Origin of the sequence: Pseudomonas sp. PA1(2017), assembly GCF_001945375.1 — a bacterium.
GTDB lineage: Bacteria > Pseudomonadota > Gammaproteobacteria > Pseudomonadales > Pseudomonadaceae > Aquipseudomonas.
On sequence record NZ_MSXU01000003.1, the window covers coordinates 56,364 to 81,543 of the forward strand.

At 65.0% G+C, this 25,180-nt stretch carries 20 protein-coding genes; 15 read left to right on the plus strand and 5 right to left on the minus strand.

Going from position 1 to position 25,180, the window contains the following annotated elements:
* Nucleotides 1-809 precede the first annotated feature (809 nt).
* Together BVH01_RS25125 and BVH01_RS05415 are read left to right on the plus strand one after the other, a co-directional pair.
* Nucleotides 810-1,544: a methyl-accepting chemotaxis protein gene (locus BVH01_RS25125; RefSeq protein WP_371915584.1), complete on the plus strand. Its 735-nt coding sequence runs from the start codon at nt 810-812 to the stop codon at nt 1,542-1,544.
* A 68-nt stretch (nt 1,545-1,612) separates the two neighbouring features.
* Nucleotides 1,613-3,991: a penicillin acylase family protein gene (locus BVH01_RS05415; protein WP_075929359.1), complete on the plus strand. Its 2,379-nt coding sequence runs from the start codon at nt 1,613-1,615 to the stop codon at nt 3,989-3,991.
* 74 nt (nt 3,992-4,065) lie between these two features.
* Here BVH01_RS05415 and rpmG read toward each other — a convergent pair whose 3' ends face one another.
* The gene (rpmG, locus tag BVH01_RS05420; RefSeq protein ID WP_013793373.1) at nt 4,066-4,221 is read right to left on the minus strand and encodes a 50S ribosomal protein L33; all 156 of its coding nucleotides are present in this window, start codon (nt 4,219-4,221) and stop codon (nt 4,066-4,068) included.
* A gap of 10 nt (nt 4,222-4,231) precedes the next feature.
* Nucleotides 4,232-4,468 (minus strand): 50S ribosomal protein L28, encoded by a 237-nt coding sequence (rpmB, locus tag BVH01_RS05425; protein WP_013793374.1) that lies wholly within the window; start codon nt 4,466-4,468, stop codon nt 4,232-4,234.
* A gap of 381 nt (nt 4,469-4,849) precedes the next feature.
* On the opposite strand from rpmB, the gene BVH01_RS05430 reads away from it, so the two are divergent.
* Together BVH01_RS05430 and BVH01_RS05435 are read left to right on the plus strand one after the other, a co-directional pair.
* Nucleotides 4,850-6,427, plus strand: a complete 1,578-nt coding sequence (locus BVH01_RS05430; protein ID WP_075929360.1) for an ABC transporter substrate-binding protein — start codon at nt 4,850-4,852, stop codon at nt 6,425-6,427.
* A gap of 123 nt (nt 6,428-6,550) precedes the next feature.
* Nucleotides 6,551-7,912, plus strand: coding sequence for an esterase-like activity of phytase family protein (locus BVH01_RS05435; protein WP_139317783.1), 1,362 nt, complete (start codon nt 6,551-6,553; stop codon nt 7,910-7,912).
* A gap of 17 nt (nt 7,913-7,929) precedes the next feature.
* Here BVH01_RS05435 and radC read toward each other — a convergent pair whose 3' ends face one another.
* Nucleotides 7,930-8,604 (minus strand): DNA repair protein RadC, encoded by a 675-nt coding sequence (gene radC / locus BVH01_RS05440; protein WP_075929361.1) that lies wholly within the window; start codon nt 8,602-8,604, stop codon nt 7,930-7,932.
* Between the two features lie 165 nt (nt 8,605-8,769).
* Here radC and coaBC point away from each other — a divergent pair, with 165 nt between their 5' ends.
* From coaBC to argB, 4 genes are all read left to right on the plus strand, one after another.
* Nucleotides 8,770-9,978 (plus strand): bifunctional phosphopantothenoylcysteine decarboxylase/phosphopantothenate--cysteine ligase CoaBC, encoded by a 1,209-nt coding sequence (gene coaBC, locus BVH01_RS05445; RefSeq protein ID WP_075929362.1) that lies wholly within the window; start codon nt 8,770-8,772, stop codon nt 9,976-9,978.
* Nucleotides 9,979-10,009: 31 nt separating this feature from the next.
* Nucleotides 10,010-10,465, plus strand: coding sequence for a dUTP diphosphatase (gene dut / locus BVH01_RS05450; protein WP_075929363.1), 456 nt, complete (start codon nt 10,010-10,012; stop codon nt 10,463-10,465).
* 1,211 nt (nt 10,466-11,676) lie between these two features.
* Entirely contained in the window at nt 11,677-13,068 is a 1,392-nt protein-coding gene (algC, locus tag BVH01_RS24830) for a phosphomannomutase/phosphoglucomutase (RefSeq protein ID WP_218189091.1), read from the plus strand.
* A 23-nt stretch (nt 13,069-13,091) separates the two neighbouring features.
* Nucleotides 13,092-13,997, plus strand: a complete 906-nt coding sequence (gene argB, locus BVH01_RS05460; RefSeq protein ID WP_027908549.1) for an acetylglutamate kinase — start codon at nt 13,092-13,094, stop codon at nt 13,995-13,997.
* A 540-nt stretch (nt 13,998-14,537) separates the two neighbouring features.
* Here the strand turns inward: argB and BVH01_RS05465 are convergent.
* Nucleotides 14,538-15,635 (minus strand): TRAP transporter substrate-binding protein, encoded by a 1,098-nt coding sequence (locus BVH01_RS05465; protein WP_075929365.1) that lies wholly within the window; start codon nt 15,633-15,635, stop codon nt 14,538-14,540.
* A 309-nt stretch (nt 15,636-15,944) separates the two neighbouring features.
* On the opposite strand from BVH01_RS05465, the gene BVH01_RS05470 reads away from it, so the two are divergent.
* The 4 genes from BVH01_RS05470 to yihA all read left to right on the plus strand — a co-directional run bounded on the left by BVH01_RS05470 (nt 15,945) and on the right by yihA (nt 19,606).
* Nucleotides 15,945-16,490, plus strand: coding sequence for a TRAP transporter small permease subunit (locus BVH01_RS05470; RefSeq protein WP_027908548.1), 546 nt, complete (start codon nt 15,945-15,947; stop codon nt 16,488-16,490).
* Nucleotides 16,483-17,859, plus strand: a complete 1,377-nt coding sequence (locus BVH01_RS05475; protein WP_075929366.1) for a TRAP transporter large permease subunit — start codon at nt 16,483-16,485, stop codon at nt 17,857-17,859. Before BVH01_RS05470 ends, BVH01_RS05475 begins: the two co-directional genes overlap by 8 nt.
* A 108-nt stretch (nt 17,860-17,967) precedes the next feature.
* Nucleotides 17,968-18,864: a D-hexose-6-phosphate mutarotase gene (locus BVH01_RS05480; protein ID WP_075929367.1), complete on the plus strand. Its 897-nt coding sequence runs from the start codon at nt 17,968-17,970 to the stop codon at nt 18,862-18,864.
* Nucleotides 18,865-18,958: 94 nt separating this feature from the next.
* The gene (yihA, locus tag BVH01_RS05485) at nt 18,959-19,606 is read left to right on the plus strand and encodes a ribosome biogenesis GTP-binding protein YihA/YsxC (protein ID WP_075929368.1); all 648 of its coding nucleotides are present in this window, start codon (nt 18,959-18,961) and stop codon (nt 19,604-19,606) included.
* Nucleotides 19,607-20,090: 484 nt separating this feature from the next.
* Here yihA and polA read toward each other — a convergent pair whose 3' ends face one another.
* Nucleotides 20,091-22,946: a DNA polymerase I gene (gene polA, locus BVH01_RS05490; RefSeq protein WP_075929369.1), complete on the minus strand. Its 2,856-nt coding sequence runs from the start codon at nt 22,944-22,946 to the stop codon at nt 20,091-20,093.
* Nucleotides 22,947-23,021: 75 nt separating this feature from the next.
* Here polA and BVH01_RS05495 point away from each other — a divergent pair, with 75 nt between their 5' ends.
* The 3 genes from BVH01_RS05495 to BVH01_RS05505 all read left to right on the plus strand — a co-directional run bounded on the left by BVH01_RS05495 (nt 23,022) and on the right by BVH01_RS05505 (nt 25,092).
* Nucleotides 23,022-23,306, plus strand: a complete 285-nt coding sequence (locus BVH01_RS05495; RefSeq protein ID WP_027908543.1) for a DUF2782 domain-containing protein — start codon at nt 23,022-23,024, stop codon at nt 23,304-23,306.
* Nucleotides 23,307-23,318: 12 nt separating this feature from the next.
* Nucleotides 23,319-24,269: a homoserine kinase gene (locus tag BVH01_RS05500; protein WP_075929370.1), complete on the plus strand. Its 951-nt coding sequence runs from the start codon at nt 23,319-23,321 to the stop codon at nt 24,267-24,269.
* A 157-nt stretch (nt 24,270-24,426) separates the two neighbouring features.
* On the plus strand, nt 24,427-25,092 hold the full coding sequence (locus BVH01_RS05505) for a TVP38/TMEM64 family protein (RefSeq protein WP_075929371.1): 666 nt from the start codon (nt 24,427-24,429) through the stop codon (nt 25,090-25,092).
* The last annotated feature ends 88 nt before the right edge of the window (nt 25,093-25,180 follow it).

The following is a 25,180-nucleotide window of genomic DNA, read 5'->3' on the forward strand; positions in this document are numbered from 1 at the left end:
TTTTCTTTCCGTACGGCCGCCACTTCTGAGCGCCGCCTCGACAGGAACGGACACCCATGCACGATCATTTCTATCGCCAGGCCGATCGCCTGATGCTGTGCGTCGTCTGGCTGATGGTGCTGTACGCGCTGGGCCTGGCCTTCTGGCACGCGACCTGGGCCGCCGCCCTGATCATCGGCGGCGGTACCGCCGTTACGCTCAGCACGCTCTACGCGATGGTCGGTGGCACGCGCCTGTACCGCTGCCTGATCGCCGTGGCCTTCATGGTGCTGGCAGCGCTGCATATCCAGCAGAGCCACGGCATGGTGGAGACGCACTTCAGCGTCTTCGTGCTGCTGGCCTTTCTGGTCTACTACCGCGACTGGCTGCCCATTCTCCTGGCGGCCGGCACCATCGCCGTGCACCACCTGAGCTTTTTCGCATTGCAGCAGGGCGACAACGGCATCTACCTGCTGCAGCCGGGCTCCGGCTGGCACGTGGTGTTCATCCACGCCGGTTATGTGATCGTCGAAACCGCCATTCTGCTGGTGCTCGCGCGCCACGCTGCCCGCGAGGCAGCAGCCGGGGAAGACCTGCAACGTACCTCGGCGCACCTGCTGCGCGAGGGCCAGCCGGTGGATCTGGCCTACCGCAGCCCATCCAGTGACGGTTTGGCGCAGCGCTTCAACCGCTTCCTGGCGCTGCTCGACAATCTGGTGAGCCGGGTCATCGGCGCCGGTGACGAGATGCGCGACACCAGCCAGCGCCTCACCCAGTCGACCCAGGAACTGAATCACTGCGCCGATGCGCTGCTCGATGCCACGGCGCAGATGGGCGGCGCCATCGAGCAGCTGAGCCATGCCGTCGGCGACGTCTCCAACAGCGCCGAGCAGGCGGCACATACCGCTCGCCAGGCCGATGCCGATGCCGCTGCGGGGGCCGCGGCGATCAGCGACACCCAGAGCGAAATCCACACCCTGGCTCGACAGATGGACAGCAGCAGCGGCGTGGTGCAACAACTGGCCGTCGAGGCCCAGGCCATCGACCGGGTGCTGGAGGTGATTCGTTCGGTGGCCGAACAGACCAACTTGCTCGCCCTCAATGCGGCCATCGAAGCGGCACGGGCAGGCGAACAGGGCCGCGGCTTCGCCGTGGTGGCCGATGAGGTACGCCAGCTCGCGCAGCGTACCCAACAGGCCACCGGCGAAATCCAGGGCATGATCAGTCGCCTGCAGCAGGGCTCGGCCAACGCGGTCAGCGCCATGGCCGAAAGCCACGCCGGCGTGGCCCGCTGCGTCGGCCATACCGAGCGTACGGTGGCGCTGCTGGACAACGTGCACCGCTCCATCGAAGCGATCCAGACCATCGGCGTGTCCACCCGCGAGCAGCTGGCGGCAACCACCGAAGTGGCCAGGCTGATCGAACAGGTGCGCCAGGTGGCCGGTGACACCGCTCGCGATGCCGGTGAGGTGGCCGGCGACAGTCAGCGCCTGGCGTCCCTGGCCGAGCACCTCAACGGGCTGTGCGGGCAGTTCCAGACCAGTCAGAGCCGCGTCACGTCCTGAGCAGGTCGCCTTGCAGTCCGTGCTGATTGCCCGCAGCATGGCGGCCCGCGTGAGACAAGGACGGCAGCATGAGACGCACCCTGATCACCCTGGCGGTCGTCCTGCTGACTGTCGCAGGTGGTGGCGCCTGGTACCTGCACGACAAGCGGCCGCTGCGGAGCGGCGAGCTGGCGCTGCAGCACCTCGGCGCACCGGTGCAGGTGCGCTATGACGAGCGTGGTGTGCCCCACATCGAGGCGCAGAACGAAGCCGACCTGTACCGCGCCCTGGGCTTCGTACAGGCCCAGGATCGCCTGTTCCAGATGGAGATGCTGCGCCGCCTGGCCCGCGGTGAGCTGGCCGAAGTGCTCGGCGCCAAACTGCTGCCCACCGATCGCCTGTTCCGCACCTTGCAGATTCGCCAGCGCGCCGACCAGCAAGCCCGCGAGCTTGACCCCGACAGCCCCCATGGCAAGGCGCTGGCCGCTTACCTCGACGGCATCAACCAGTACCAGAACAGTCGCCCGGCGCCGCTGGAGTTCGACCTGTTGGGCATCGAGAAGCGCCCGTTCACCGCAGCCGACACCCTGTCCATCGCCGGCTACCTGGCCTACAGCTTCGCCGCGGCGCTGCGCAGCGAACCGCTACTGACGCGCATTCGTGATGAACTGGGCAGCGATTACTTGGCGATCTTCGATATCGACTGGCACCCCGAGGGCGTGCTCGACACGGCACTGGGCAAAAACGACTGGCGGATGCTCGACCGGATCGCCGCCCTGAGCGATCAGGCCCTGGCTGACAGCGGCCTGCCGCAGTTCGAGGGCAGCAACGCCTGGGCAGTGGCCGGCGCCCGCACCGCCAGCGGCAAGCCGCTGCTGGCTGGCGATCCGCACATCCGCTTCTCGGCACCGTCGGTGTGGTACGAGGCGCACCTCAAATACCCGGGCTTCGAACTCTACGGCCATCACCAGCCCGCGACCCCGGTGGCCTTTCTCGGCCACAACCGGGAGTTCGCCTGGACCCTGACCATGTTCCAGAACGACGACATGGACCTGGTCGCCGAACGCCTCAACCCGGACAACCCTGCCCAGGTCTGGTACCAGGGCCGCTGGGTCGATCTGCAGCAGCGCGAGGAAGTCATCCGGGTCAAGGACGGCGAGCCGGTGACCCTGCAACTGCGCCGCTCGCCCCACGGGCCCATCATCAACGATGCTCTGGGTGACAGCGCCGGCAGCACGCCGATCGCCATGTGGTGGACCTTTCTGGAAACCGAAAACCCGCTACTCGACGCCTTCTACCGCCTGAACCGTGCCAACACCCTGGCAAAGGGCCGCGCCGCCGCCGAGCGCATCCATGCGCCGGGCCTCAACCTGGTGTGGGCCAACGCCAGCGGCGACATCGCCTGGTGGGCCGCGGCCAAGCTGCCGGTGCGGCCCACCGGGGTGAACCCGGCGTTCATCCTCGATGGCAGCACGAGCGCCGCCGACAAGCCGGGTTTTCATCCCTTCAGTGCCAACCCGCAGGAAGAGAACCCACCGCGCGGCTACATCGTCTCGGCCAACTTCCAGCCGCTGCCGGCGAGCGGCATCGAGATTCCGGGCTACTACAACCCGCCGGAACGCGGCCAACGCCTGAATCAGCGACTGGCCGACCCGCAGGTGCGCTGGGACCTGCACAACAGCCAGGCCCTGCAACTGGATACCGCCACAGCCTACGGGCCGCGGTTGCTGGCGCCAATTCTCGGCGAGCTGCGCGCCGCCGCTGCGGACCAACAGGAGCGGGAGCTGGTCGAGGCTCTGGCAGCCTGGCAGGGCGATCACCCGCTGCAATCGCTGCCGGCGACGCTGTTCAACCAGCTCACCTATGAACTGGGCCGCACGGCACTGGCGCCGCGCCTGGGCGCGCAGGCCTTCGAGCAACTGCTGTCGACGCGAATGATCGACAGCGCACTGCCGCGCCTGACCGCTGCCCCCGATTCTCCCTGGTGGGCGCGCGCCGATGGCCAGCCGCGCAGCCGCGCCGAAGCGGTGGCCGAAGCCTGGCGCGCCACCGTGCAGCACCTGCGCGCCACCCTGGGCGACGATCCGGCGCAATGGCGCTGGGGCCAGGCCCATACCCTCACCCATCAGCATCCGCTGGGCGTACAGTGGCCGCTGAACATGCTGCTCAACATCGGCCCGCTGCCGGCGCCCGGTGGCCACGAGATGCCCAACAACCTGTCGCACCGTATCGGCACGGCGCCCTGGGCAGTGGGTTACGGGCCCTCGACGCGGCGGCTGGTCGACCTGGCCGATGCCGACAACAGCCTGGGTATCAACCCGCTTGGCCAGAGCGGCGTACCGTTCGACCGCCACTACAGCGACCAGGCCCAGCGCTTCATACACGGCGAGTACGTGCCGCAGCACCTGAGTACCGACAACGTAACCGCCCATACGCGCAGCACGCTGACGCTACGACCGGCGCCCTGAACGACCGGCGGCACGCCAAATCGCAGGCATGAAAAAGCCCGCCATGGGGCGGGCTTTTCGAGTCAGCCGATCAATTACTTGATCTTGGCTTCCTTGTACGCAACGTGCTTGCGGACGACCGGATCGTATTTCTTGATCTCGATCTTGTCCGGAGTGGTGCGCTTGTTCTTGTCGGTGGTGTAGAAGTGGCCGGTACCGGCGCTGGACACCAAACGGATCAGTTCACGCATGACAGTCTCCTTAAACCTTTTCGCCGCGAGCACGAAGCTCGGCCAGCACTACGTCAATACCACGCTTGTCGATGATGCGCATGCCTTTGGTGGACAGGCGCAGACGTACGAAGCGGTTTTCAGACTCGACCCAGAAGCGGTGATGCTGCAGGTTCGGCAGGAAACGACGACGGGTTTTGTTGTTTGCGTGGGAAATGTTATTCCCGGTTACCGGACCCTTACCGGTAACTTGACAGACTCTCGACATACCTCAGCCCTCTAAAACCACATGCCCAACCCGGCATGGGTTGGCCGCTTAATCTCTGTTTTTCGGCGCTGGGCGCCGCGTTTCTTCAGGGTCTTACCGGTGATAGATCGCGATCAAGCAACCGGGCCCCTAGAAAAGAGCGCTGCTTTATACCAGAAAGCCCCCACAGCAACAAGCGCGAGCGCACTTTAAAATCCAGGCCATTCGGGGCTTGAGCCCCAGGCGTCGGGCATGGACGCGAACGACCGCTCGTCGCCGTATTGCATTGTTAGCCTGCATCTTATCGTTTAGGGTCTGTCCACGCGTTAACGCGACCCTCTCTCCCCTCAGTATTTCATGACCGGCCCGCCGGATGCGCGCCGTTACGTTCAGGAGATCACTATGCGCCTTGCCCTGTTGCCGCTGCTCGTCGCCCCGCTATTCGCCCAGGCCGCGACCCTGAGCGTCTGTACCGAAGCCAGCCCAGATGGCTTCGACGTGGTGCAGTACAACTCCCTGACCACCACCAATGCCTCGGCCGACGTGCTGATGAATCGCCTGGTCGAATTCGACGCCGCCAGCGGCAAGCTGGAGCCGAGCCTGGCCAGCAGCTGGAAGATCTCCGACGACGGCCTGAGCTACACCTTTACCCTGCGCCCGGACGTGCTGCTGCACCGCACCGCCTACTTCAAGCCCAGCCGCCCGACGCTGGAAGCCGACGACGTGCTGTTCAGCTTCCAGCGCATGCTCGACCCCAACCACCCGTGGCACAAGACGGCCACCAGCGGCTATCCCCATGCCCAGTCCATGCAATGGCCGGCGCTGATCAAGACGGTGGAGAAGGTCGACGCACATACTGTACGCATCACCCTGAACAAACCGGACGCGACCTTTCTCGCCACCCTGAGCATGGGCTTTGCCTCCATCTATTCCGCCGAGTACGCCGACCAACTGATCAAGGCCGGCACGCCGGAAAAGCTCAACAGCCAGCCGATCGGCACCGGCCCCTTCGTGTTCAAACGTTTCCAGAAGGATGCCGCGGTGCGCTACACGGCCAACGCCGACTACTTCGCCGGCAAGCCGAAGGTCGACGAACTGGTGTACGCCATCACCCCGGACGCCAACGTGCGCCTGCAACGCCTGCGCCGGGGCGAATGCCAGATTGCCCTGTCGCCCAAGCCGGTCGACGTCGAAGCGGCGAGCAAGGACGCCGACCTCGACACCGTGAAGACCGCCGCCTTCATGACCGCCTTCGTGGCCATCAACAGCCAGCACCCGCCGCTGGACAAGCCCGTCGTGCGCCAGGCGATCAACCTGGCGTTCGACAAGAGCAGCTACCTCAAGGCCGTGTTCGAGAACAGCGCCGAACCCGCCAACGGCCCTTATCCGCCGAACACCTGGAGCTACGCCAGCGATCTGCCGGGCTACGCCCATGACCCGCAAAAAGCCCGTGACCTGCTCAAAGAGGCCGGGCTGGCCGATGGGTTCAGCACCACCATCTGGACGCGCCCCTCGGGCAGCCTGCTCAACCCCAACCCAAGCCTGGGCGCACAATTGCTGCAGGCCGATCTGGCCGAAGTCGGCATCAAGGCGCAGATCCGCGTGATCGAGTGGGGCGAACTGATCCGCCGCGCCAAGGCCGGCGAGCATGACCTGCTGTTCATGGGCTGGGCCGGCGACAACGGCGACCCGGACAACTTCCTGACCCCGCAGTTTTCCTGTGCCTCGGTGGAGTCCGGCCTGAACTTCGCACGCTTCTGCGACGCCAAGCTCGACAAGCTGATCGCCGATGGCAAGGCGGTCAGCGACCAGGCCAAACGCAGCGCGCTGTACAAGGACGCCCAGGCGATCATCCAGCAGCAGGCGCTGTGGCTGCCCCTGGCCCACCCGACCGCCTATGCCCTGACCCGCAAGGGCGTCGAGGGCTACAGCGTCAGCCCGTTCGGCCGTCAGGATTTCTCCAAGGTCAGCGTGCCGTGACCCAGATGGGCTGCCATCCATGATGGTGGCAGCCCGGCCGCGGTAACCATGCCGGGCCCTGTCACCGGCATGACATACGCCTGCCGCACCCTGTTGGCTTTTCAGCGCAGGGAATCATCAGGTATGCGTCGACTCACTCATCTTCACGCACTACTGGCCAGCACGCTCTGCTGGGCCTCGCTCGTCGCGGCTCAGGACACCGCCACCGGCTATCCGGCCACGTTGGCTGGCCATGCCGTGTTGCCGGCCGCCAGCTTCATCCGCCCGCCCGCGGACGCGCCGGCGGATTTCACCCTCAGCGGCAAATTCTCCAACGGCCAGCGCAATGAACAGATCGGCAGCCTCGAAGGCCTGTCGGCCAATCGCCCCACCGGCCTCTCGCTGCCCTTCGAAGGCCAGCCACTGCAGGGTCACTCCGGCATCAAGCACATGCCGGACGGCAGCTTCTGGGTACTCACCGACAACGGCTTCGGCACCAAGGCCAACTCCGCCGACGCCATGCTCTATCTCAACCATTACGCCATCGACTTCAAGAGCGGCGAATTCAAGCGGCTGAACACGGTGTTTCTCAGCGACCCGGACAAGAAGGTCCCGTTCCGCATCGTTCACGAGGGCACGCCGACGCGCTACCTGAGCGGCGCAGACTTCGACCCGGAAAGCGTCCAGCTGATCGGCGATTCCATCTGGATTGGCGACGAGTTCGGCCCCTACCTGATCAAGACAGACATGAAGGGCCGCGTACAGGCGGTGCTCGATGTCGAGGCCGACGGCAAACCCGTGCGCTCGTCCGACAACCCCGCCCTGACGCCCCCCGCCTGGCCGGCCGACGCCATGAACTTCCAGGTGCGCCGCTCCAAGGGCCTGGAGGGTATGGCCGCCGCGAAGGACGGCAGCAAGCTATACGCGCTTTTGGAAGGCCCGCTGTGGGACGCGGCCAGCAAGGGTGCCGAGCAGCGCGATGGCAAGAACGTATTGCGCGTGCTCGAATTCGATGTCGCCAGCGAGGCCTGGACGGGCCGCCACTGGTTCTACCCGCTGGAGCAACCCGGCCACGCCATCGGCGATTTCAACATGATCGATGCGGCCAGCGGCCTGATCATCGAGCGCGACAATGGTGAAGGCACGGCGGACAAGGCCTGCCCGCCTGACGAGAAAGGCACCCGCTGTTTTTCGGATATCGCCCGCTTCAAGCGCGTCTACAAGGTCGCTTTCGATGATGGCAACGTCGGCCAGGCCGTGCGCAAGGTCGGCTACATCGACCTGCTCACCATCCAGAACCCGCAGCGCATCGCCCGCAAGCCGCTGAACGACGGCGTGCTGACCTTCCCGTTCTTCACCATCGAGAACGTCGACATCATCGATGATCGGCATATCGTGGTCGGCAACGACAACAACCTGCCGTTCTCCAGCAGCCGCGAACCGAACAAAGCAGACGACAACGAAATGGTGCTGCTGGAAGTCGGCGACTTGCTCAAGGCCCGCTGACGGCTGCCGAGTCGCCGCTACATCCAGCCGTGCTCGGCCATCGACAGCGGCTCGCCGTCGCCGACGATGAAATGGTCGAGCACGCGCACCTCGACCAGCGCCAAGGCGTCCTTGAGGCGCTGGGTCAGCACCTTGTCTGCCTGGCTCGGCTCGGCGACGCCAGAGGGATGGTTGTGGGTCAGGATCAGCGCCGCTGCATTGTGGGCCAGGGCGCGCTTGACCACCTGCCGCGGGTAGACGCTGGCGCTGTCGATGGAACCGTGAAACAGCGCCTCGAAAGCCAACACCCGGTGCTTGGCATCGAGAAACAGGCAGCCGAACACTTCGTGGGGTTCGTGACGCAGCTGCGCCTTGAGGTAATCGCGCACCGCCTGGGGGCTTTCCAGGGCCGAATCACGGCGCAGTTGTTCGGCCAGGTGGCGACGGCCCATTTCCAGCACGGCCTGCAATTGGGCGAACTTGGCAGGGCCGAGGCCCAGGTGCTGGCAGAAGGACGGCAGGTCGGCCTGAAGCAATGCGCGCAGGCTGCCGAAATCGGCGAGCAGGTGGCGGGCCAGGTCCACTGCACTCTGCCCGGCCACGCCGGTACGCAGGAAGATCGCCAGGAGCTCGGCGTCGGTCAGGCTGGCCGCTCCCTGGGCCAGCAATTTCTCCCGCGGGCGCTCTGCCGCAGGCCACTCACGAATGCTCATCGCACGCCCCTTGCCCATCCAGTCCGCTGCCGACGAATCGCCGCCCGGCGCGCCGCTGCCCCCCTGCTGCCGCTGTGCTATCGTAGCCGCGTTTTTCGCGGGGCGCCGGGCCTGGGGAGGTCTCGGGCACCTGCGTCTGTAACTACACACGACAAAGGCAGAGTTATGCAGCGGCTGTATCGCAAACGCATCATCCTCGGCGTGGGTGGCGGCATCGCGGCGTACAAGAGCGCCGAGCTGGTCCGCCGCCTCAAGGATCAGGGCGCCGAAGTGCGCGTGGTCATGACCCAGGGTGGTCGCGAATTCATCACCCCGCTGACCCTGCAGGCGTTGTCCGGCCACCCGGTGCATCTGGATCTGCTCGACCCGGCGGCCGAAGCCGCCATGGGCCATATCGAACTGGCACGCTGGGCCGACCTGGTGCTGATCGCGCCGGCCACCGCCGACCTGATGGCGCGCCTGGCCCAGGGCGTCGCGGATGACCTGCTCACCACCCTGGTGCTGGCTACCGATGCGCCGGTGGCCCTGGCGCCGGCCATGAACCAGGCGATGTGGCGCGACCCGGCCACCTTGGCCAACGTCGAGCTGCTGCGCAGCCGTGGCCTGAAAATGTTCGGCCCGGCCTCCGGTAGCCAGGCCTGTGGCGACGTCGGCCTGGGCCGCATGCTCGAGGCCGACGACCTGGCACACCTGGCCGCCGACTGCTTCGAGCACCTGGCGCTGACCGGCAAGCACGTATTGATCACCGCCGGCCCGACCCAGGAAAACATCGACCCGGTGCGTTACATCACCAACCACAGCTCCGGCAAGATGGGCTTCGCCCTCGCCGAGGCCGCCATGGAAGCCGGCGCCAAGGTCACCCTGATCAGCGGCCCGGTGCACCTGGCGACGCCGGATCGGGTCAACCGCATCGACGTGGTCAGTGCCCGCGACATGCTCGCCGCCTGCGAAGCGGCCATGCCCTGCGACATTCTCATCGCCGCCGCGGCGGTGGCCGACTACCGCCCGGAAGTTGTCGCCCAGCACAAATTGAAGAAAGACCCCAACAGCGGCGATGGCCTGCTGTTGCAGATGGTGCGCAACCCCGACATCCTCGCCACCCTGGCGCACCGAGATGATCGCCCGTTCAGCGTCGGTTTCGCCGCCGAAACCGAGAACCTTCTGGAGTACGCCTCGCGCAAGCTCAAGGACAAGAACCTCGACCTGATCGTCGCCAACGACGTGGCCAACCCGAGCATCGGTTTCAACAGCGAAGACAACGCGATCACCATCATCGATCGCGCGCTGCACCAGACCAGCTTTGCGCAGACCAGCAAGGGCAAGATCGCCCGCCAACTGGTGAGTTTCATCGCCGCGCAGCAACCCAAACACTGACATTCATTCGCACGGAAACCCTGATCGCCCCATGCACGCCCTACAAGCCAAGATCCTCGACCCCCGCCTCGGCAGCGAATTCCCCATGCCCGCCTACGCCACGCCCGGTTCGGCCGGCCTGGATCTGCGCGCCATGCTCAAGGAAGACCTGACCCTGGAACCGGGCCAGACCGTGCTGATTCCCACCGGCCTGGCGATACACGTCGCCGATCCGGGCCTGGCCGCCCTGATCCTGCCGCGCTCCGGCCTGGGCCACAAACACGGCATCGTGCTCGGCAATCTGGTTGGTCTGATCGACTCGGACTACCAGGGCGAGCTGATGGTGTCGTGCTGGAACCGCGGCAACAGCGCGTTCAAGATGGCCGTGGGTGAACGTATCGCCCAACTGGTGCTGGTACCGGTCATCCAGGCACGTTTCGAGGTGGTCGAGGAATTCGACGACAGCGAACGCGGTGCCGGTGGATTCGGCCACTCGGGCACCAAGTGATCCCCTTCTAGCTCGCCAGGAGACGTCGGATGAAAGGCTTCAAACGCGCGCCCAAGGAAGAACGCCCCGGCGACTCGAAACCCGCCACTCGCGGCCAGAGCAAGGCATCGGCCGACCTGGCCCCCGGCGTGATCGCCGCCGCCCTTGGCGTGGCCCTGGCCGGTGCCATCCTGTGGTTCGCCGCGGTGAGCCCGGCGCAAGAGTTACAGCAGCAACAGCTCAGCCAGGCCTGGGGCAGCAGCCAGGCGGCCAGCCTGCAGCAGGCGCTCAAGCAACTCAGCGCCGACACCCTCGCCGCAGCGCGCAACCCGGCGCTCTCGCAAGCCCTGCAGAGTGGCGATGACGCCCAGGTGCGCAATGCCGAGAACGGCCTGCGCTACTGGAATGGCGTAGTCGATGCCCAGCTCAACCTGCCTGGCCAGGCGGTTCCGGACAGCTCGCGCAGCGCGCCGATGAACTTCGCCGCGCTGGACTTGCTGCGCCGCCTGGAAGCCGGTCAGGCGCCGGCCGTGGAAGCCTACAAGGTCGGTGAGCGCTGGCTGGCCTACAGCGTGGCGCCGGTACGCCAGGACGACAAACAGCCCATGGTCGGCACGCTGCTGCTGGCCGTCGACCTCAACCGGCTGCTCGGCAACCTGCCGCCAATGCCGGCGGACGTCGGGCAGATCCAGCTGGTGCAACGCTTCGATGCCGGCGCCGCCCAGGTGCTGGCCCAGCGCGGCCAGGCCGAAGGCGTGCCCCAGGCGTTCGCCACCGGCAACCCGCACTGGATGCTGAACTTCACGCCGGCCTCAGGCCTCGGCGCCTCGGGCCTGTCGCCCCTGTTGCTGGGCCTCGCGCTGCTGGTTGCGCTGATCGGTGCGCTGGCCGGTCTTTATCTGACCCAACGCAGCCTGCAGCAGCGCCTGGATCGCGATACTGCGCAATTGGCCGAACTGGTTAAAGAACTCTCCGCGGGCAAAGCCGTCAAAGCCTTCAGCTTGAGCCTGCCCGCCCTGCACCACCTGGCACAGAGCCTGAGCCGACTGCCCCGTCGCGCCCAGGAACCCGTGGCGACCCGCCCGGACATCGCCGCCAGTGAAACACCCAGTAGTCGCGTCGCAGCCAAGCCGGCGGATCTCGTGAATCCGCTGTTTCAAGACACCGATATTCTCGATATCGACATTCTCGACGACGACCAGGATCTCCTGGGACTGGAGCAGACACCGATCATGACCGCGCCGCAAGCCCCGAAACTCCCAGCAGACATCTTCCGAGCCTATGACATCCGCGGTGTGGTGGGCGCAGGCCTGACCCCAGAAACCGCCTACTGGATCGGCCGCGCCATCGGCTCGCAAAGCCTGGCCGAAGGCGAGCCGAACGTCGCCGTTGGCCGCGACGGCCGCCTGTCCGGCCCGAGCCTGGTGGAACAGCTGATTCAGGGCGTGGCCGACAGTGGCTGCCAGGTCAGCGACGTCGGCATGGTGCCGACCCCGGTCGTCTACTTCGCCGCCCACGTGCTGGCCGGCAAGACTGCGGTGATGCTCACCGGCAGCCACAACCCGCCGGACTACAACGGCTTCAAGATCGTCATCGCCGGCGACACCCTGGCCAACGAACAGATTCAGGCGCTGAAGACCCGCATCGACACCAACGACCTGAGCAGCGGTGAAGGCAGCGTCGAGCGCGTCGATCTGCTGCCACGTTATCTGGAGCAGATCCGCAGCGACATCGCCATGGCCAAGCCGCTGCGCGTGGTGGTCGATTGCGGCAACGGCGCTGCCGGGGTGATCGCCCCGCAGCTGATCGAGGCGCTGGGCTGCAAGGTGATCCCGCTGTACTGCGAGGTCGACGGCAACTTCCCCAACCACCACCCGGATCCGGGCAAGCCCGAGAACCTGATCGACCTGATCGCCAAGGTCAAGGAAGAGAATGCCGACGTCGGCCTGGCCTTCGACGGCGATGGCGACCGCGTGGGCGTGGTCACCAACACCGGCACCATCGTCTACCCGGACCGCCTGCTGATGCTGTTCGCCAAGGACGTGGTGTCGCGCAACCCGGGCGCCGACATCATCTTCGACGTCAAATGCACCCGCCGCCTGACCCCGCTGATCAGCGGCTACGGCGGTCGCCCGGTAATGTGGAAAACCGGTCACTCGCTGATCAAGAAGAAGATGAAGGAAACCGGCGCCCTGCTGGCCGGCGAGATGAGCGGCCACGTGTTCTTCAAGGAACGCTGGTTCGGTTTCGACGACGGCATCTACGCTGCCGCGCGCCTGCTGGAAATCCTCAGCCAGGACAAGCGCACCGCCGAGCAGGTGTTCGCCGCGTTCCCGAACGACGTGTCGACCCCGGAAATCAACGTGCAGGTCACCGAGCAGACCAAGTTCCCGATCATCGAGCGCCTGCAGCGTGAAGGTCAGTGGGGCGAAGGCAGTGTGACCAACCTCGACGGTGTGCGCGTCGATTACCCCAAAGGCTGGGGCCTGGTGCGTGCATCCAACACCACGCCGGTGCTGGTGCTGCGCTTCGAAGCGGAAAGCCAGGCCGAGCTGGAGCGGATCCAGGAGCTGTTCCGCTCGCAGATGCACAACGTCGCCCCTGACGTCCAACTACCGTTCTGACCCGTCCAGCACTGGAGCCCCGCATGACCCTAGAGCGTGAAGCCGCCACCAACGTCGCCAAGGTGCTGTCCGAAGCACTGCCCTACATTCGCCGCTTCGTTGGCAAGACCCTGGTGATCAAATACGGCGGCAACGCCATGGAAAGTGATGACCTGAAGGAAGGCTTCGCGCGCGACATCGTGCTGATGAAGGCGGTGGGCATCAACCCGGTGGTGGTTCACGGCGGCGGCCCGCAGATCGGCGACCTGCTCAAGCGCCTGAGCATCGAAAGCCACTTCATCGATGGCATGCGCGTCACCGACGCGGCGACCATGGACGTGGTGGAAATGGTGCTCGGCGGCCAGGTCAACAAGGACATCGTCAACCTGATCAACCGTCATGGCGGCAGCGCCATCGGCCTGACCGGTAAAGACGCCGAGCTGATCCGTGCACGCAAGCTCACCGTCAGCCGGCAGACGCCGGAAATGACCCAGCCGGAAATCATCGACATCGGCCATGTTGGCGAAGTCACCGGGGTGAACACCGACCTGTTGAACATGCTGGTCAAGGGCGACTTCATTCCAGTGATCGCACCGATTGGCGTAGGCCCCAAAGGCGAGTCGTACAACATCAACGCCGACCTGGTGGCCGGCAAGGTGGCCGAAGCGCTGAAAGCCGAGAAGCTGATGCTGCTGACCAACATCGCCGGCCTGATGGACAAGCAGGGCGAAGTGCTGACCGGGCTGAGCACCGAGCAGGTCAACGAGCTGATCGCCGACGGCACCATTTACGGCGGCATGCTGCCGAAGATCAAGTGCGCCCTGGAAGCGGTGCAGGGTGGCGTGACCAGCTCGCACATCATCGACGGTCGCGTGCCGAATGCGGTGCTGCTGGAGATCTTCACCGATGTGGGTAACGGCACCATGATCAGCAATCGCAAGCGTCCCTGACCGCGGTTCGTGAAACGAAAAACGCCGGCCTCGTAGCCGGCGTTGTCATTTCTGCAGCTGATTAACTGCGGGATGGCTTGATCGGTTCTGACTGCCAGGTGGCGAGACCGGATATTCGCAAACCTAGTGGAAAGGGCTTTAGCCGCGAGCTTTTGATCTTCTCAAGCGAGAATTACCGTGTTGCTTGTACACTCGGTTCCGCTCTGTCGAGCGGGTTTCTTTTGGCATTGCCCGGATGGCCGGCCCCGCCAAAAGAAACCAAAAGGTCTAGCCCCGACATCCGGCCCCGGCTGCGCCGGGGTTCCCTCGTTCCATCATCGCTCCGAAGGCCCGACCTAGGCGGCCCCCCACGAAGGGCCATCCATGGCCCATCGCGGCTCTCGCGGCATCCATGCCGCTCAAGGCTACCCGCCCGGCCCTCTCCACAACGACTCCACTCGGCCTCCTGAAGGGGCGATTGGTGTCGCCTGCAAGTCTTGTGGCAGAAAAGCACCGAAAAGCCAAAGCAGCGACCGTCATCTCCTGTCTTCACTCAGAAGATCAGCGAATCGCATAAATATCCTTTTCGTTGGCTTCGGCATACTCGTACAGGCGTTGCAGGTAGGCCTTCTGCTGCTCCCAGACCTTTTGCGCGGCAGGATCCGCGGCGGCGGTGGCGTCAACCACCTCGGCCGAGACTTCCTTGAGCCTGGCGAGCACGTCATCCGGCAGGCGGCGCACGTCGACGCCGTCCTTCTTCAGTTGCTCCATGGCTTCCATGTTCTTGGCGTTGTAATCGTCGAGCATGTCGCCGTTGACGTCGCGGGCGGCGGCGCGAACGATGGCCTGCAGGTCCGCCGGCAGGGTCTCCCAAGCCTTGAGGTTGACGTCCAGCTCGAAGGTGACGTTCGGCTCCTGCCAGCCCGGCGTGTAGTAATACTTGGCCGCTTTGTGCAGGCCCAGGGCCTGGTCGTTGTATGGCCCGATCCACTCGGTGGCGTCGATGGTGCCGGTCTGCAGGGCGGTGAAGATTTCACCGGCCGGCATGTTCACCACGGTACCGCCGACCTTGGTCAGCACTTCGCCGCCCAGGCCCGGGGTGCGCATCTTCAGGCCCTTGAGGTCGTCGACCGAGTTGATTTCCTTGTTGAACCAGCCGGCGGTCTGCACGCCGGTGGCACCGCAGGCCATCGGCAGCACACCGTAGGGTTTGTAGACCTCTTCCCAGAGCTGGATGCCGCCACCGTAGTGCAGCCAGGCGTTCATTTCCTGGGCGTTGGGGCCGAACGGCAGGGCGCAGAAGAACTGCGCGGCAGGCACCTTGCCCTTCCAGTAGTAGGGCGCGCCGTGGCCCATTTCCGCGGTGCCGCGCGAGACCGCATCGAACACTTCGAGAGCCGGCACCAGCTCACCGGCGGCGTAGACCTTGATCTTCAGGCGACCATTGCTCATCTGCTCGACGAGCTTGGCGAAACGCTCGGCGCCGACGCCTACTCCAGGGAAGTTCTTCGGCCAGGAGGTGACCATCTTCCAGTTGAAGGTCTTGGCCTCGGCGGCCGGCTTGGACGCGTCAGCAGCGCCGGCCTCCTCCTTGCACCCGACCAGCGCTCCTGCAGCGATGCCGACACCTGCCGCTGCCAGTATTTGGCGACGTTTCATAGGTAACTCCTTGTTGTTGTAATAATGACCCGTGGGCCGTTCCAGCCCGATGCACAGTGGCGATCCGCCAACCGCCCCGCGCGCCAATCCTAGTACCGGGCGCCGGCCAGACAGGATCGGCAAGTGTTTCAATCCATGTCTAGCCAATGGCCATCAGTCCCCTCGGAAGGCTCAAGACCGATGCTTCCAGGTCATTCGACAAATCACGGCAAACCGCGCCAACCGGCCTGGGCGCCATTGCCGTACGCGCGAAGCGCCGCCTAAAATCCCCCGCTTTTCGCTCTTTTTCGATAACTATAAGGACGCATCATGTCCAATACGCCTTCACTTCCTCTGGGGATCGCACGGGTCATCGACGCCGTGAACTTCCGCTTCGGCCAGGCCTGCTCCTGGTTGACCCTGTTTCTGGTACTCGGCACGGCCCTGGTGGTGATCCTGCGCTATGGCATGAACCTGGGTGCCACTGCGCTGCAGGAAGCCGTGCTCTACGCCCACGCGCTGGTGTTCATGGGCGCCTCGGCCTGGGCACTGCAGCGTAACGCCCATGTGCGTGTGGATATCTTCTACCAGCAGTTCAGCGGCCGCCGTCAGGCGCTGGTGGAGGTGCTCGGCACCCTGTTCCTGCTGCTGCCGGTGTGCCTGTTCCTGGGCTGGGCGAGCTGGGACTACGTGGCCAATTCCTGGTCGACCCGCGAGGGCTCGAGCGAGTCGGGGGGTCTGAAATTCGTCTACCTGCAGAAGAGCATCATTCTGGTGCTGGTGGTCAGCCTCACGCTGCAGGGCATTTCCAATCTGATCAAGGCGATCTACCTGTTGTGCGGCGTGCTGCCGGAGCAGGAGGTGAAACATGGCTGAAGTCATGTCGATCCTGCTGTTCGTCAGCATCTGCCTGGTGTTGATGGGCGGCTACCCGGTGGCCTTCACCCTGGCCGGGGTGTCGCTGCTGTTCGCCGGTATCGGCGTGGTCACCGGCACCTTCGACGCCGGGTACCTGAGCGCCCTGCCCAACCGCCTGTTCGGCATCATGAACAACCAGACCATGCTGGCCGTGCCGCTGTTCGTGTTCATGGGCGTGATGCTGGAAAAGTCCAAGGTCGCCGAAGACCTGCTCGAGTCGATGTCGCGCCTGTTCGGCGGCATCCGCGGCGGCCTGGCGATTTCGGTGTGCTTGGTAGGCGCATTGCTCGCCGCCAGCACCGGCATCGTCGGCGCCACGGTGGTAACCATGGGCCTGCTGGCCCTGCCGACCCTGCTCAAGCGCGGCTTCGATCCCGCTGTGGCGACCGGCACCCTGGCCGCCACCGGCACCCTGGGGCAGATCATTCCACCGTCCATCGTGCTGGTGCTGCTGGGCGATGTGATGTCCAGCGCCTACCAGCAGGCGCAGCTGCGCATGGGCATCTTCTCGCCCAAGACGGTATCGGTCGGCGACCTGTTCATGGGCGCACTGATACCGGGTCTGCTGCTGGTGGTGCTGTACGTCGTCTACCTGATTCTGGTGGCGATCTTCCAGCCGAAGAAGATGCCCGTGGTGCCCAAGGAAGAGCTGGGCGAGGTGCAATGGGGCAAGCTGCTCGGCTCTCTGGTGCCGCCGCTGGCGCTGATCATCGCGGTGCTCGGCTCGATTCTCGCCGGTTACGCCACGCCCACCGAGGCCGCTGCCATCGGTGCCGTCGGCGCGACCCTGCTGGCGCTGTTCAAGGGCCAGCTGAGCCTGCCGCAGCTGCGCAGCGTAGCCCAGGGCACCACGGAAATTTCCAGCATGGTGTTTCTGATCCTGATCGGCGCCTCGCTGTTCTCCCTGGTGTTCCGTGGTTTCGGCGGTGAAGCGCTGATCGAGGACGTGTTCAAGCAGTTGCCAGGCGGCGTGCTCGGCGCGTTCTTCCTGGTCATGCTGGTGATTTTCCTGCTGGGCTTCATTCTCGACTTCATCGAGATCATCTTCGTGGTGGTGCCCATCGTCGGCCCGGTGCTGCTGGCCATGGGCCTGGACCCGGTATGGCTGGGCGTGATGATCGCCCTCAACCTGCAGACCTCGTTCCTCACCCCGCCCCTGGGTTTCTCGTTGTTCTACCTGCGCGGCGTCACACCCCGTACGGTGAGTACCGCGACCATGTACCGCGGGGTGATTCCGTTCATCATCATCCAGCTGATGATGCTGGTCATCGCCTACCAGTTCCCGGCGCTGATCACCTGGCTTCCGACCCAGGTCTACGGCTCGTAAACTGTGCGGCAACGCAAAACGCCCGTCTCGACGGGCGTTTTTCATGGCGCTGGCGAACCTCCCCGCCGCGCCGTGGCCCAACAGCCAACCTATTCAGGAGCAGCCCCCATGAGCACCTCGAACGAACGCATTCAACTGGGCGATCTGGCCTGCTGGCGCATCCAGCATGCCGGCGCCGAACTCGTGGTCAGCGAACAGGGCGCGCAGATCCTGCGCTATCAGCCGGCCAAGGGCGAACCGCTGATCTGGCTCAGCGACGAGGCGGCCTATGAAGCCGGAAAAAGCGTGCGCGGCGGTGTACCGGTGTGCTGGCCCTGGTTCGGCGACCTGCAGCGCAATCCCGAAGCGATCCGCGCCAGCCATGCGCGCCCGGCCGATGCGCCGGCCCACGGTCTGGTGCGTGACCGTGACTGGCAGTTGATCGGCCTGAATACCGAAGAAGACGGCGTAACCCTGTCGTTCGCTTTCGACACCGCTGCCGAGCCGATCGCCGAATGGCCACATGCCGCCGAGCTGCAGTTGGACATTCACCTCGGCGATCGCCTGACGCTGAGCCTGACCACCCGCAACCTGGGCGACAGTGAACTGCCGATCAGCCAGGCGCTGCACACCTATTTCGCGGTCAGCGACATTCGCCAGGTGCGCATCGAAGGACTGGAAGGCTGCAGCTACGTCGACACGCTGCAAGACTGGAAAACCGTACGCCAGCAAGGTGCGGTGACCTTCACCGGAGAGACCGACCGCATCTACCTCGAGACGCCGCCGCAGTTGAGCATCGTCGACTCCATCTGGAAGCGACGCATTTTCATGCGCAGCCAGGGCTCGGGCTCGGCGGTGGTGTGGAACCCATGGATCGACAAGGCCAGGCGCCTATCGCAATTCGCCGATGACGCCTGGCAGGGCATGCTCTGCATCGAGCACGCCAACGTGCTGGACGACTCGCTGATTCTCGCCCCGGGCGCCGAGTACCGCCTCGACGTGACGCTGTGGGCGCAACCACTTTGAGATGACGTGCCATGGCGGCAGTCAGGCGGCGCGGGTCAGCGAGTCGCCAGCCTGATAGACTGCCGCGATGCACGCCCCTCCACCGGAAACTCCGATGCACGCAAAGAACCCCGCAATCGGCTTGTGTCAGCAAGCCACCTTTCTGATCAGCGCCGCCAAGGTCGACCAGTGCCCGGACGACCAGGGCTACGAAGTCGCCTTCGCCGGGCGCTCCAACGCCGGCAAGTCAAGCGCGCTGAACACCCTGACCCACGCCAGCCTGGCGCGCACCTCGAAAACCCCGGGGCGCACCCAGCTGCTGAACTTCTTCCGCCTGGATGACGAACGCCGCCTGGTCGACCTGCCCGGCTATGGCTACGCCAAGGTGCCGATTCCGCTCAAGCAACACTGGCAGAAGCACCTCGAAGCCTATCTGGGGAGCCGCGAGAGCCTGCGCGGGCTGATCCTGATGATGGACATCCGCCACCCGCTGACCGAGTTCGACCGCATGATGCTCGACTGGTCCGGCGCCAGCGGCATGCCCATGCACATCCTGCTGACCAAGGCCGACAAGCTGGCCTTCGGCGCGGCGAAGACCACTTTGCTCAAGGTGCAGCAGGAGATCCGCAAGGGCTGGGGCGAGCACGTCAGCATCCAGCTGTTCTCGGCGCCCAAGCGCATCGGCGTGGAAGACGCGCAAACCGTTCTGGGTCACTGGCTGGGCCTGATCGGCGACGAGGAAGGGGAGCAACACCAAGAATAACCTCACTCCCGTAGCGTAGCCCGTGGTTGAGCATAGCGATACCCGGGAGCGGGATTGAGTGTTGTGGTGCTTACCAGCGTCTCCTGGGTATCGCTTCGCTCAACACCAGGCTACCAACGCCCCGCCTTGCGCGGGGCGTTTTGCATTGCGCTCTGGCGAAGAGCGGCTAGGCTCGAGGAAGGGGCTGGGGGATGGGGAGCTGCCGGCAGTTTCCTGCAGGCAAAAAAAACCCCGAACTTCGTATGGGGAGGGAGAAGATCGGGGTTTAAGAGTCTGAACCGCTAGGGCGGGGTTCAGATGTCTGCCAACACTTAACACAACAAAGGAGCATCGAAGGGCTTTATGGGCCATTCCCAAACTCTGACCGGGTGGACAGAAGTAAAGTTCAGCGGTGCTTAGATTCCTTTGTTTGGTCTTGATGCCGATTAAGACCACACGGTACTAACTGATAACGGGACGCAGCCGCGTCCCTTTTTTATGGGCGTCAGTGTGCTTCATCCCAGTTATTGCCCACGCCGACCTCGACCAGCAGCGGCACATCGAGCTTCACGGTTTCGCCCATCAGTGGGCGAATCTGCGCGCTGACCTGCTCGACCAGATCCTCGCGAACCTCGAGTACCAGTTCATCGTGTACCTGCAGGATCACCCGGGCATCCAGGCCGGATTCGGTCAGCCACTCATCCACGGCGACCATGGCCTTCTTGATGATATCGGCAGCCGTGCCCTGCATCGGCGCGTTGATCGCCGTGCGCTCGGCCCCGGCGCGCTCCTGCGGGCGGCTCGACTTGACCGCCGGCAAGTAGAGGCGCCGACCGAACAGGGTTTCCACGTAGCCCTGCTCTGCCGCCTGGTGGCGCGTGCGGTCCATGTACTCGCGCACGCCTGGGTAGCGGGTGAAGTAGGTTTCGATGTATGCCTTGGCGGTCTTGCCGTCGACGCCGATGTCCTTGGCCAGCTTCTGCGCGCCCATGCCATAGATCAGCCCGAAGTTGATCGCCTTGGCGCTGCGCCGCTGGTCGTTGCTGACCTGATCGAGCTCGACCTTGAAGACTTCCGCAGCGGTCGCGGTGTGCACGTCGAGGTTATCGCGGAAGGCGTTCATCAGCCCTTCGTCGCGGGACAGGTGCGCCATGATGCGCAACTCGATCTGCGAATAGTCCGCCGACACCAGCTTGTAGCCCTTCGGCGCCACGAAGGCCTGGCGAATGCGCCGGCCTTCGGCGCTGCGCACCGGGATGTTCTGCAGGTTCGGGTCGCTGGACGACAGCCGCCCGGTTGATGCCACGGCCTGTTGATAACTGGTGTGGATGCGCCCGGTGCGCGGGTTGATCTGCTCCGGCAGGCGGTCGGTGTAGGTGCTCTTGAGCTTGCTCAGGCTGCGGTACTGCATCAGTACCTTGGGCAGCTCGTAATCCTGCTCGGCCAGTTCGGCGAGCACCGCTTCGGCGGTCGAGGCCTGGCCCTTGGCGGTCTTGCTGATGATCGGCAAACCAAGCTTTTCATAGAGGATGGCGCCCAGCTGCTTGGGCGAGCCGAGGTTGAACTCCTCGCCGGCCACCTGGAAAGCCTGGCGCTCCAGGGCCACCAGCTTCTCGCCCAGCTCCTGGCTGTGCTCGCCGAGCAGCTTGGCGTCGACCAGCGCGCCATTGCGCTCGATTCGCGCCAGCACCGGCACCAGGGGAATCTCGATATCGCGCAGCACGCCGGCCAGGCTCGGAATCTCTTCCAGGCGCGCCCACAGGTTCTGGTGCAGGCGCAGGGTCACGTCAGCATCCTCGGCGGCGTACGGCCCGGCCTGCTCGAGGGCGATCTGGTCGAAGGTCAGCTGCTTGGCGCCCTTGCCGGCGATGTCCTCGAAACGGATGGTGCTGTGGCCCAGGTACTTGAGCGAAAGGCTGTCCATGTCGTGACGGGTGGCGGTGGAGTCCAGCACGTAAGACTCGAGCATGGTGTCGAAGGCCACGCCCTGTACGTTGATCGGCGTGCTGGCATTGGCCAGCACGTTGATGTCGTACTTGGCGTGCTGGCCGACCTTGGCCTTGGCCGGATCTTCGAGAATCGGCTTGAGCGCGCGCAGCACCGCGTCGCGGTCCAATTGCTGCGGCACGCCCATGTAGCTGTGCGCCACCGGCACGTATACCGCCTCACCGGCCTTGACCGCAAAGGACAGGCCGACCAATTGCGCCTGCTGAGCATCGACGCTGGTGGTCTCGGTATCGAAGGCGATCAGTTCGGCCTGCTTGAGGTCCTCCAGCAGGGTATCGAACTCGCCTTGGTCGAGGATGGTGCGGTACTCGCCCGTGACCACCGATGGCTGATCTTCGCCAGCAGCCGGCGTGGCGGCAGCCTGGACCGCTGGCACCTCGCCCGCATCAGTACTGGCCGTCGCGCTGAACAAATCGCCAGCAGGCGGCGCCATTTCGGAGCGGGCAGCCGCCTTGGTCTTGGGTGCGGCAGACTTGTTCTGGCGCAGCAGCTCGTCGAGCCAGCCCTTGAACTCCAGCTGTTCGTAGAGCGCGGTCAGGGCCTCGATGTCCGGCTCGCCGGGCATCAGTTGCGAGCAGTTCAGATCCAGCGGCACGTCCAGCTTGATGGTCGCCAGTTGGTAGGACAGGTAGGCCATCTCGCGGTGCTCTTCGAGCTTGGCGGGCAGGGTCTTGGCGCCACGAATCGGCAGGCCGGGCACCTTGTCGAGGTTGGCGTAGATCACGTCGAGGCCGCCGCCGACGCCGACCAGCAGCCCCAAGGCGGTCTTCTCGCCGACGCCCGGCACGCCGGGAATGTTGTCGATCTTGTCGCCCATCAGCGCCAGGTAATCGATGATCAGCTCGGGGCCGACGCCGAATTTCTCCTTCACGCCCTCGATGTCGTAGACGCTGCCGGTCATGGTGTTGACCAGGGTGACGTGCTTGCACACCAGCTGCGCCATGTCCTTGTCGCCGGTCGAGATCACCACGTCACGGCCTTCGGCGGCGCTCTGCCGGGCCAGGGTGCCGATCACGTCGTCGGCTTCCACGCCCTCCACGCACAGCAGCGGCAGCCCGAGGCCGCGCACACTGGCGTGCAGCGGCTCGACCTGCAGGCGCAGCTCGTCGGGCATCGGCGGGCGGTTGGCCTTGTAGTCGGCGAACAGCTCGTCGCGAAAGGTGCCGCCCTTGGCGTCGAACACCACCGCGAAGGGGCTGTCGGGGTACTGGCGGCGCAGGCTGCGCAGCATGTTCAGCACACCTTTCACGGCGCCGGTGGGCAGCCCCTTGGAGTTGGTCAAAGGCGGCAGGGCATGGAAGGCGCGGTACAGATAAGAAGAACCGTCGACCAGGACGAGGGGAGCTTGGCTCATGAGGGCAATCAACCTTTTCGGCGGGCGTGGCGCTAGAATACAAAGCACCGTTGATATCAAAGGGACAAGGTTACCATGGGACCATTCAATCGCTTGATCCTGCTTGCCGTGCTGGCAGCTGTGCCGTTCGCCTCGCAGGCCAGTGATGCGCCCTCGGCCGAGCCCGACGTAACCATCCGCCAGGACGGCGATCGCACCGTGGAGGAATACCGGGTCAACGGATTCCTCTACGCCATCAAGGTCACCCCGAAAGGTGGCAAACCCTATTTCCTGGTACGGGCCGACGGCAGCGACGGCAACTTCGTGCGTTCCGATTCGCCGGATATGTTGATTCCGGCCTGGGAAATCTTCAGCTGGTAAGGCAGTCAATTCATGTCGGTGTTCACCCCGCTGCAACGTCCGCAACTGGAAACCTTTCTCGCGCCCTACGGGCTCGGTCGCCTGCTCGACTTCCAGGGCATCGAGGCCGGTAGCGAGAACAGCAATTTCTTCGTCAGCCTGGAACAGGGCGAGTTCGTGCTGACCCTGATCGAGCGCGGCCCCAGCGAGGACCTGCCGTTCTTCATCGAGCTGCTCGACATCCTCCATGACGCAGGGCTGCCGGTTCCGTATGCCCTGCGAACCGACAGCAACGAGGCGCTACGCACCCTGGCCGGCAAGCCGGCGCTGTTGCAACCGCGGCTGAGCGGCAGGCACATTCGCGACGTCAACGCCCAGCATTGCCATGAAGTCGGCGAGCTGCTGGCGCGCATTCACCTGGCGACCCGCGACCACCCGCTGCAGCGCAAGAGCGACCGTGGCCTGGAATGGATGCTGCGCGAGGGCAAGGTGCTGGCCACTCACCAGACGCCGGAGGCCACCGCACTGCTGGAAAGCGCCCTGGCGGAAATCGACGCCGTGCAGGATCAGGTGCGCAAACTGCCGCGCGCCAACCTGCACGCCGACCTGTTCCGCGACAACTGCATGTTCGAAGGCACCCACCTGAGCGGCGTGATCGACTTCTACAACGCCTGCTCGGGGCCGATGCTCTACGACCTGGCGATAACCGTGAACGACTGGTGCTCGGACGAGCAAGGCCGCCTGGATGAAGCGCGCGCCCGCGCGGTGATGGGCGCCTATGCGGCCCTGCGCCCGTTCACTGCCGCCGAAGCCGAGATCTGGCCGGCCATGCTGCGCATCGCCTGCGTGCGTTTCTGGCTGTCGCGGCTGATCGCTGCCGAGGCCTTCGCCGGTCAGGACGTGCTGATCCATGATCCGGGCGAGTTCGAACGTCGCTTGGCCGCACGCCAGCAGGTCAGCCTGGCATTGCCTTTCGCGCTATAGACGCAGAATGTGACGAAATGGTGGCGCCTCGCTCAGGCGCCGCCCTTGTCCGTGCCCAACCCTTGTCCCTATGCTGCGCCACTCGATCGCCTGCGGCTGCCCGCCGTCCTGGGCTCGCCTGAGGTCGAGTCAGCCGTACGACCTTACAAGGGCCACCATGCAATCACCCTCACCCAAGCATCTCCGGCGCTCGACGCCCGCCATCTGGGCCCGCCGTGCGCTGGGCGCGGCCACCTTGCTGGTACTCGCCGTGCTCATCTGGAACGCCTGGGATCATCAGGCATTCATCGCCTGGCGCGAAGAAGCCGGCGTGGTGCCCTTCTTTCTGGCCATGGCCCTGCTGCCTGCGCTGGGCGTGCCGATCACACCGTTCTTCATCGTTGCCGGCGCGACCTTCGGCACCTTCGTGGGGCTCACCGGTAGCGCCATCGCCCTGTCAGCCAATCTGCTGGTCTGCTACTGGATCGCCCGCAGCGGCCTGCGCCCCTGGCTGACCCGGCTGCTGGAGCGCACCCGCTACGACATTCCGGACTTCGAAGAAGGAAAGGGCGCGCTGCGCTTCACGCTCCTGGTCAAACTGGCCCCGGGCGTTCCGATCTTCATCAAGCATTACCTGCTGGGCATGGCTGGCGTGCCCTTCTGGATCTACTTCGCGGTGTCCGGGACGATCACCGGCCTGTATGCCGGGGCCTTCGTGGTGCTGGGCGATTCGTTGCTGGAGCACGACCTGGGCACCAGCGCGATGGCGCTGGCCGTGCTGGCGGCAGTCGCACTGGCGATCTACCTGTGGCGCCGGCGCGTCGGCAAACGGTCGGCCGACTGACTGCCAAGCCCTAGGGCCTGTTGACACTACCGCGCAAGCCGCGTTGCTGCGAAAAATCTCGCCAGGCTAGGCGGAGGACGCAGGGAAT

Coding starts and splice junctions, on each gene's coding strand:
- BVH01_RS25125 (WP_371915584.1), top strand. CDS start 810: ATGGGCGGCGCCATCGAGCAGCTGAGCCATGCCGTCGGCGACGTCTCC.
- BVH01_RS05415 (WP_075929359.1), top strand. CDS start 1,613: ATGAGACGCACCCTGATCACCCTGGCGGTCGTCCTGCTGACTGTCGCA.
- rpmG (WP_013793373.1), bottom strand. CDS start 4,221: ATGCGTGAACTGATCCGTTTGGTGTCCAGCGCCGGTACCGGCCACTTC.
- rpmB (WP_013793374.1), bottom strand. CDS start 4,468: ATGTCGAGAGTCTGTCAAGTTACCGGTAAGGGTCCGGTAACCGGGAAT.
- BVH01_RS05430 (WP_075929360.1), top strand. CDS start 4,850: ATGCGCCTTGCCCTGTTGCCGCTGCTCGTCGCCCCGCTATTCGCCCAG.
- BVH01_RS05435 (WP_139317783.1), top strand. CDS start 6,551: ATGCGTCGACTCACTCATCTTCACGCACTACTGGCCAGCACGCTCTGC.
- radC (WP_075929361.1), bottom strand. CDS start 8,604: ATGAGCATTCGTGAGTGGCCTGCGGCAGAGCGCCCGCGGGAGAAATTG.
- coaBC (WP_075929362.1), top strand. CDS start 8,770: ATGCAGCGGCTGTATCGCAAACGCATCATCCTCGGCGTGGGTGGCGGC.
- dut (WP_075929363.1), top strand. CDS start 10,010: ATGCACGCCCTACAAGCCAAGATCCTCGACCCCCGCCTCGGCAGCGAA.
- algC (WP_218189091.1), top strand. CDS start 11,677: ATGACCGCGCCGCAAGCCCCGAAACTCCCAGCAGACATCTTCCGAGCC.
- argB (WP_027908549.1), top strand. CDS start 13,092: ATGACCCTAGAGCGTGAAGCCGCCACCAACGTCGCCAAGGTGCTGTCC.
- BVH01_RS05465 (WP_075929365.1), bottom strand. CDS start 15,635: ATGAAACGTCGCCAAATACTGGCAGCGGCAGGTGTCGGCATCGCTGCA.
- BVH01_RS05470 (WP_027908548.1), top strand. CDS start 15,945: ATGTCCAATACGCCTTCACTTCCTCTGGGGATCGCACGGGTCATCGAC.
- BVH01_RS05475 (WP_075929366.1), top strand. CDS start 16,483: ATGGCTGAAGTCATGTCGATCCTGCTGTTCGTCAGCATCTGCCTGGTG.
- BVH01_RS05480 (WP_075929367.1), top strand. CDS start 17,968: ATGAGCACCTCGAACGAACGCATTCAACTGGGCGATCTGGCCTGCTGG.
- yihA (WP_075929368.1), top strand. CDS start 18,959: ATGCACGCAAAGAACCCCGCAATCGGCTTGTGTCAGCAAGCCACCTTT.
- polA (WP_075929369.1), bottom strand. CDS start 22,946: ATGAGCCAAGCTCCCCTCGTCCTGGTCGACGGTTCTTCTTATCTGTAC.
- BVH01_RS05495 (WP_027908543.1), top strand. CDS start 23,022: ATGGGACCATTCAATCGCTTGATCCTGCTTGCCGTGCTGGCAGCTGTG.
- BVH01_RS05500 (WP_075929370.1), top strand. CDS start 23,319: ATGTCGGTGTTCACCCCGCTGCAACGTCCGCAACTGGAAACCTTTCTC.
- BVH01_RS05505 (WP_075929371.1), top strand. CDS start 24,427: ATGCAATCACCCTCACCCAAGCATCTCCGGCGCTCGACGCCCGCCATC.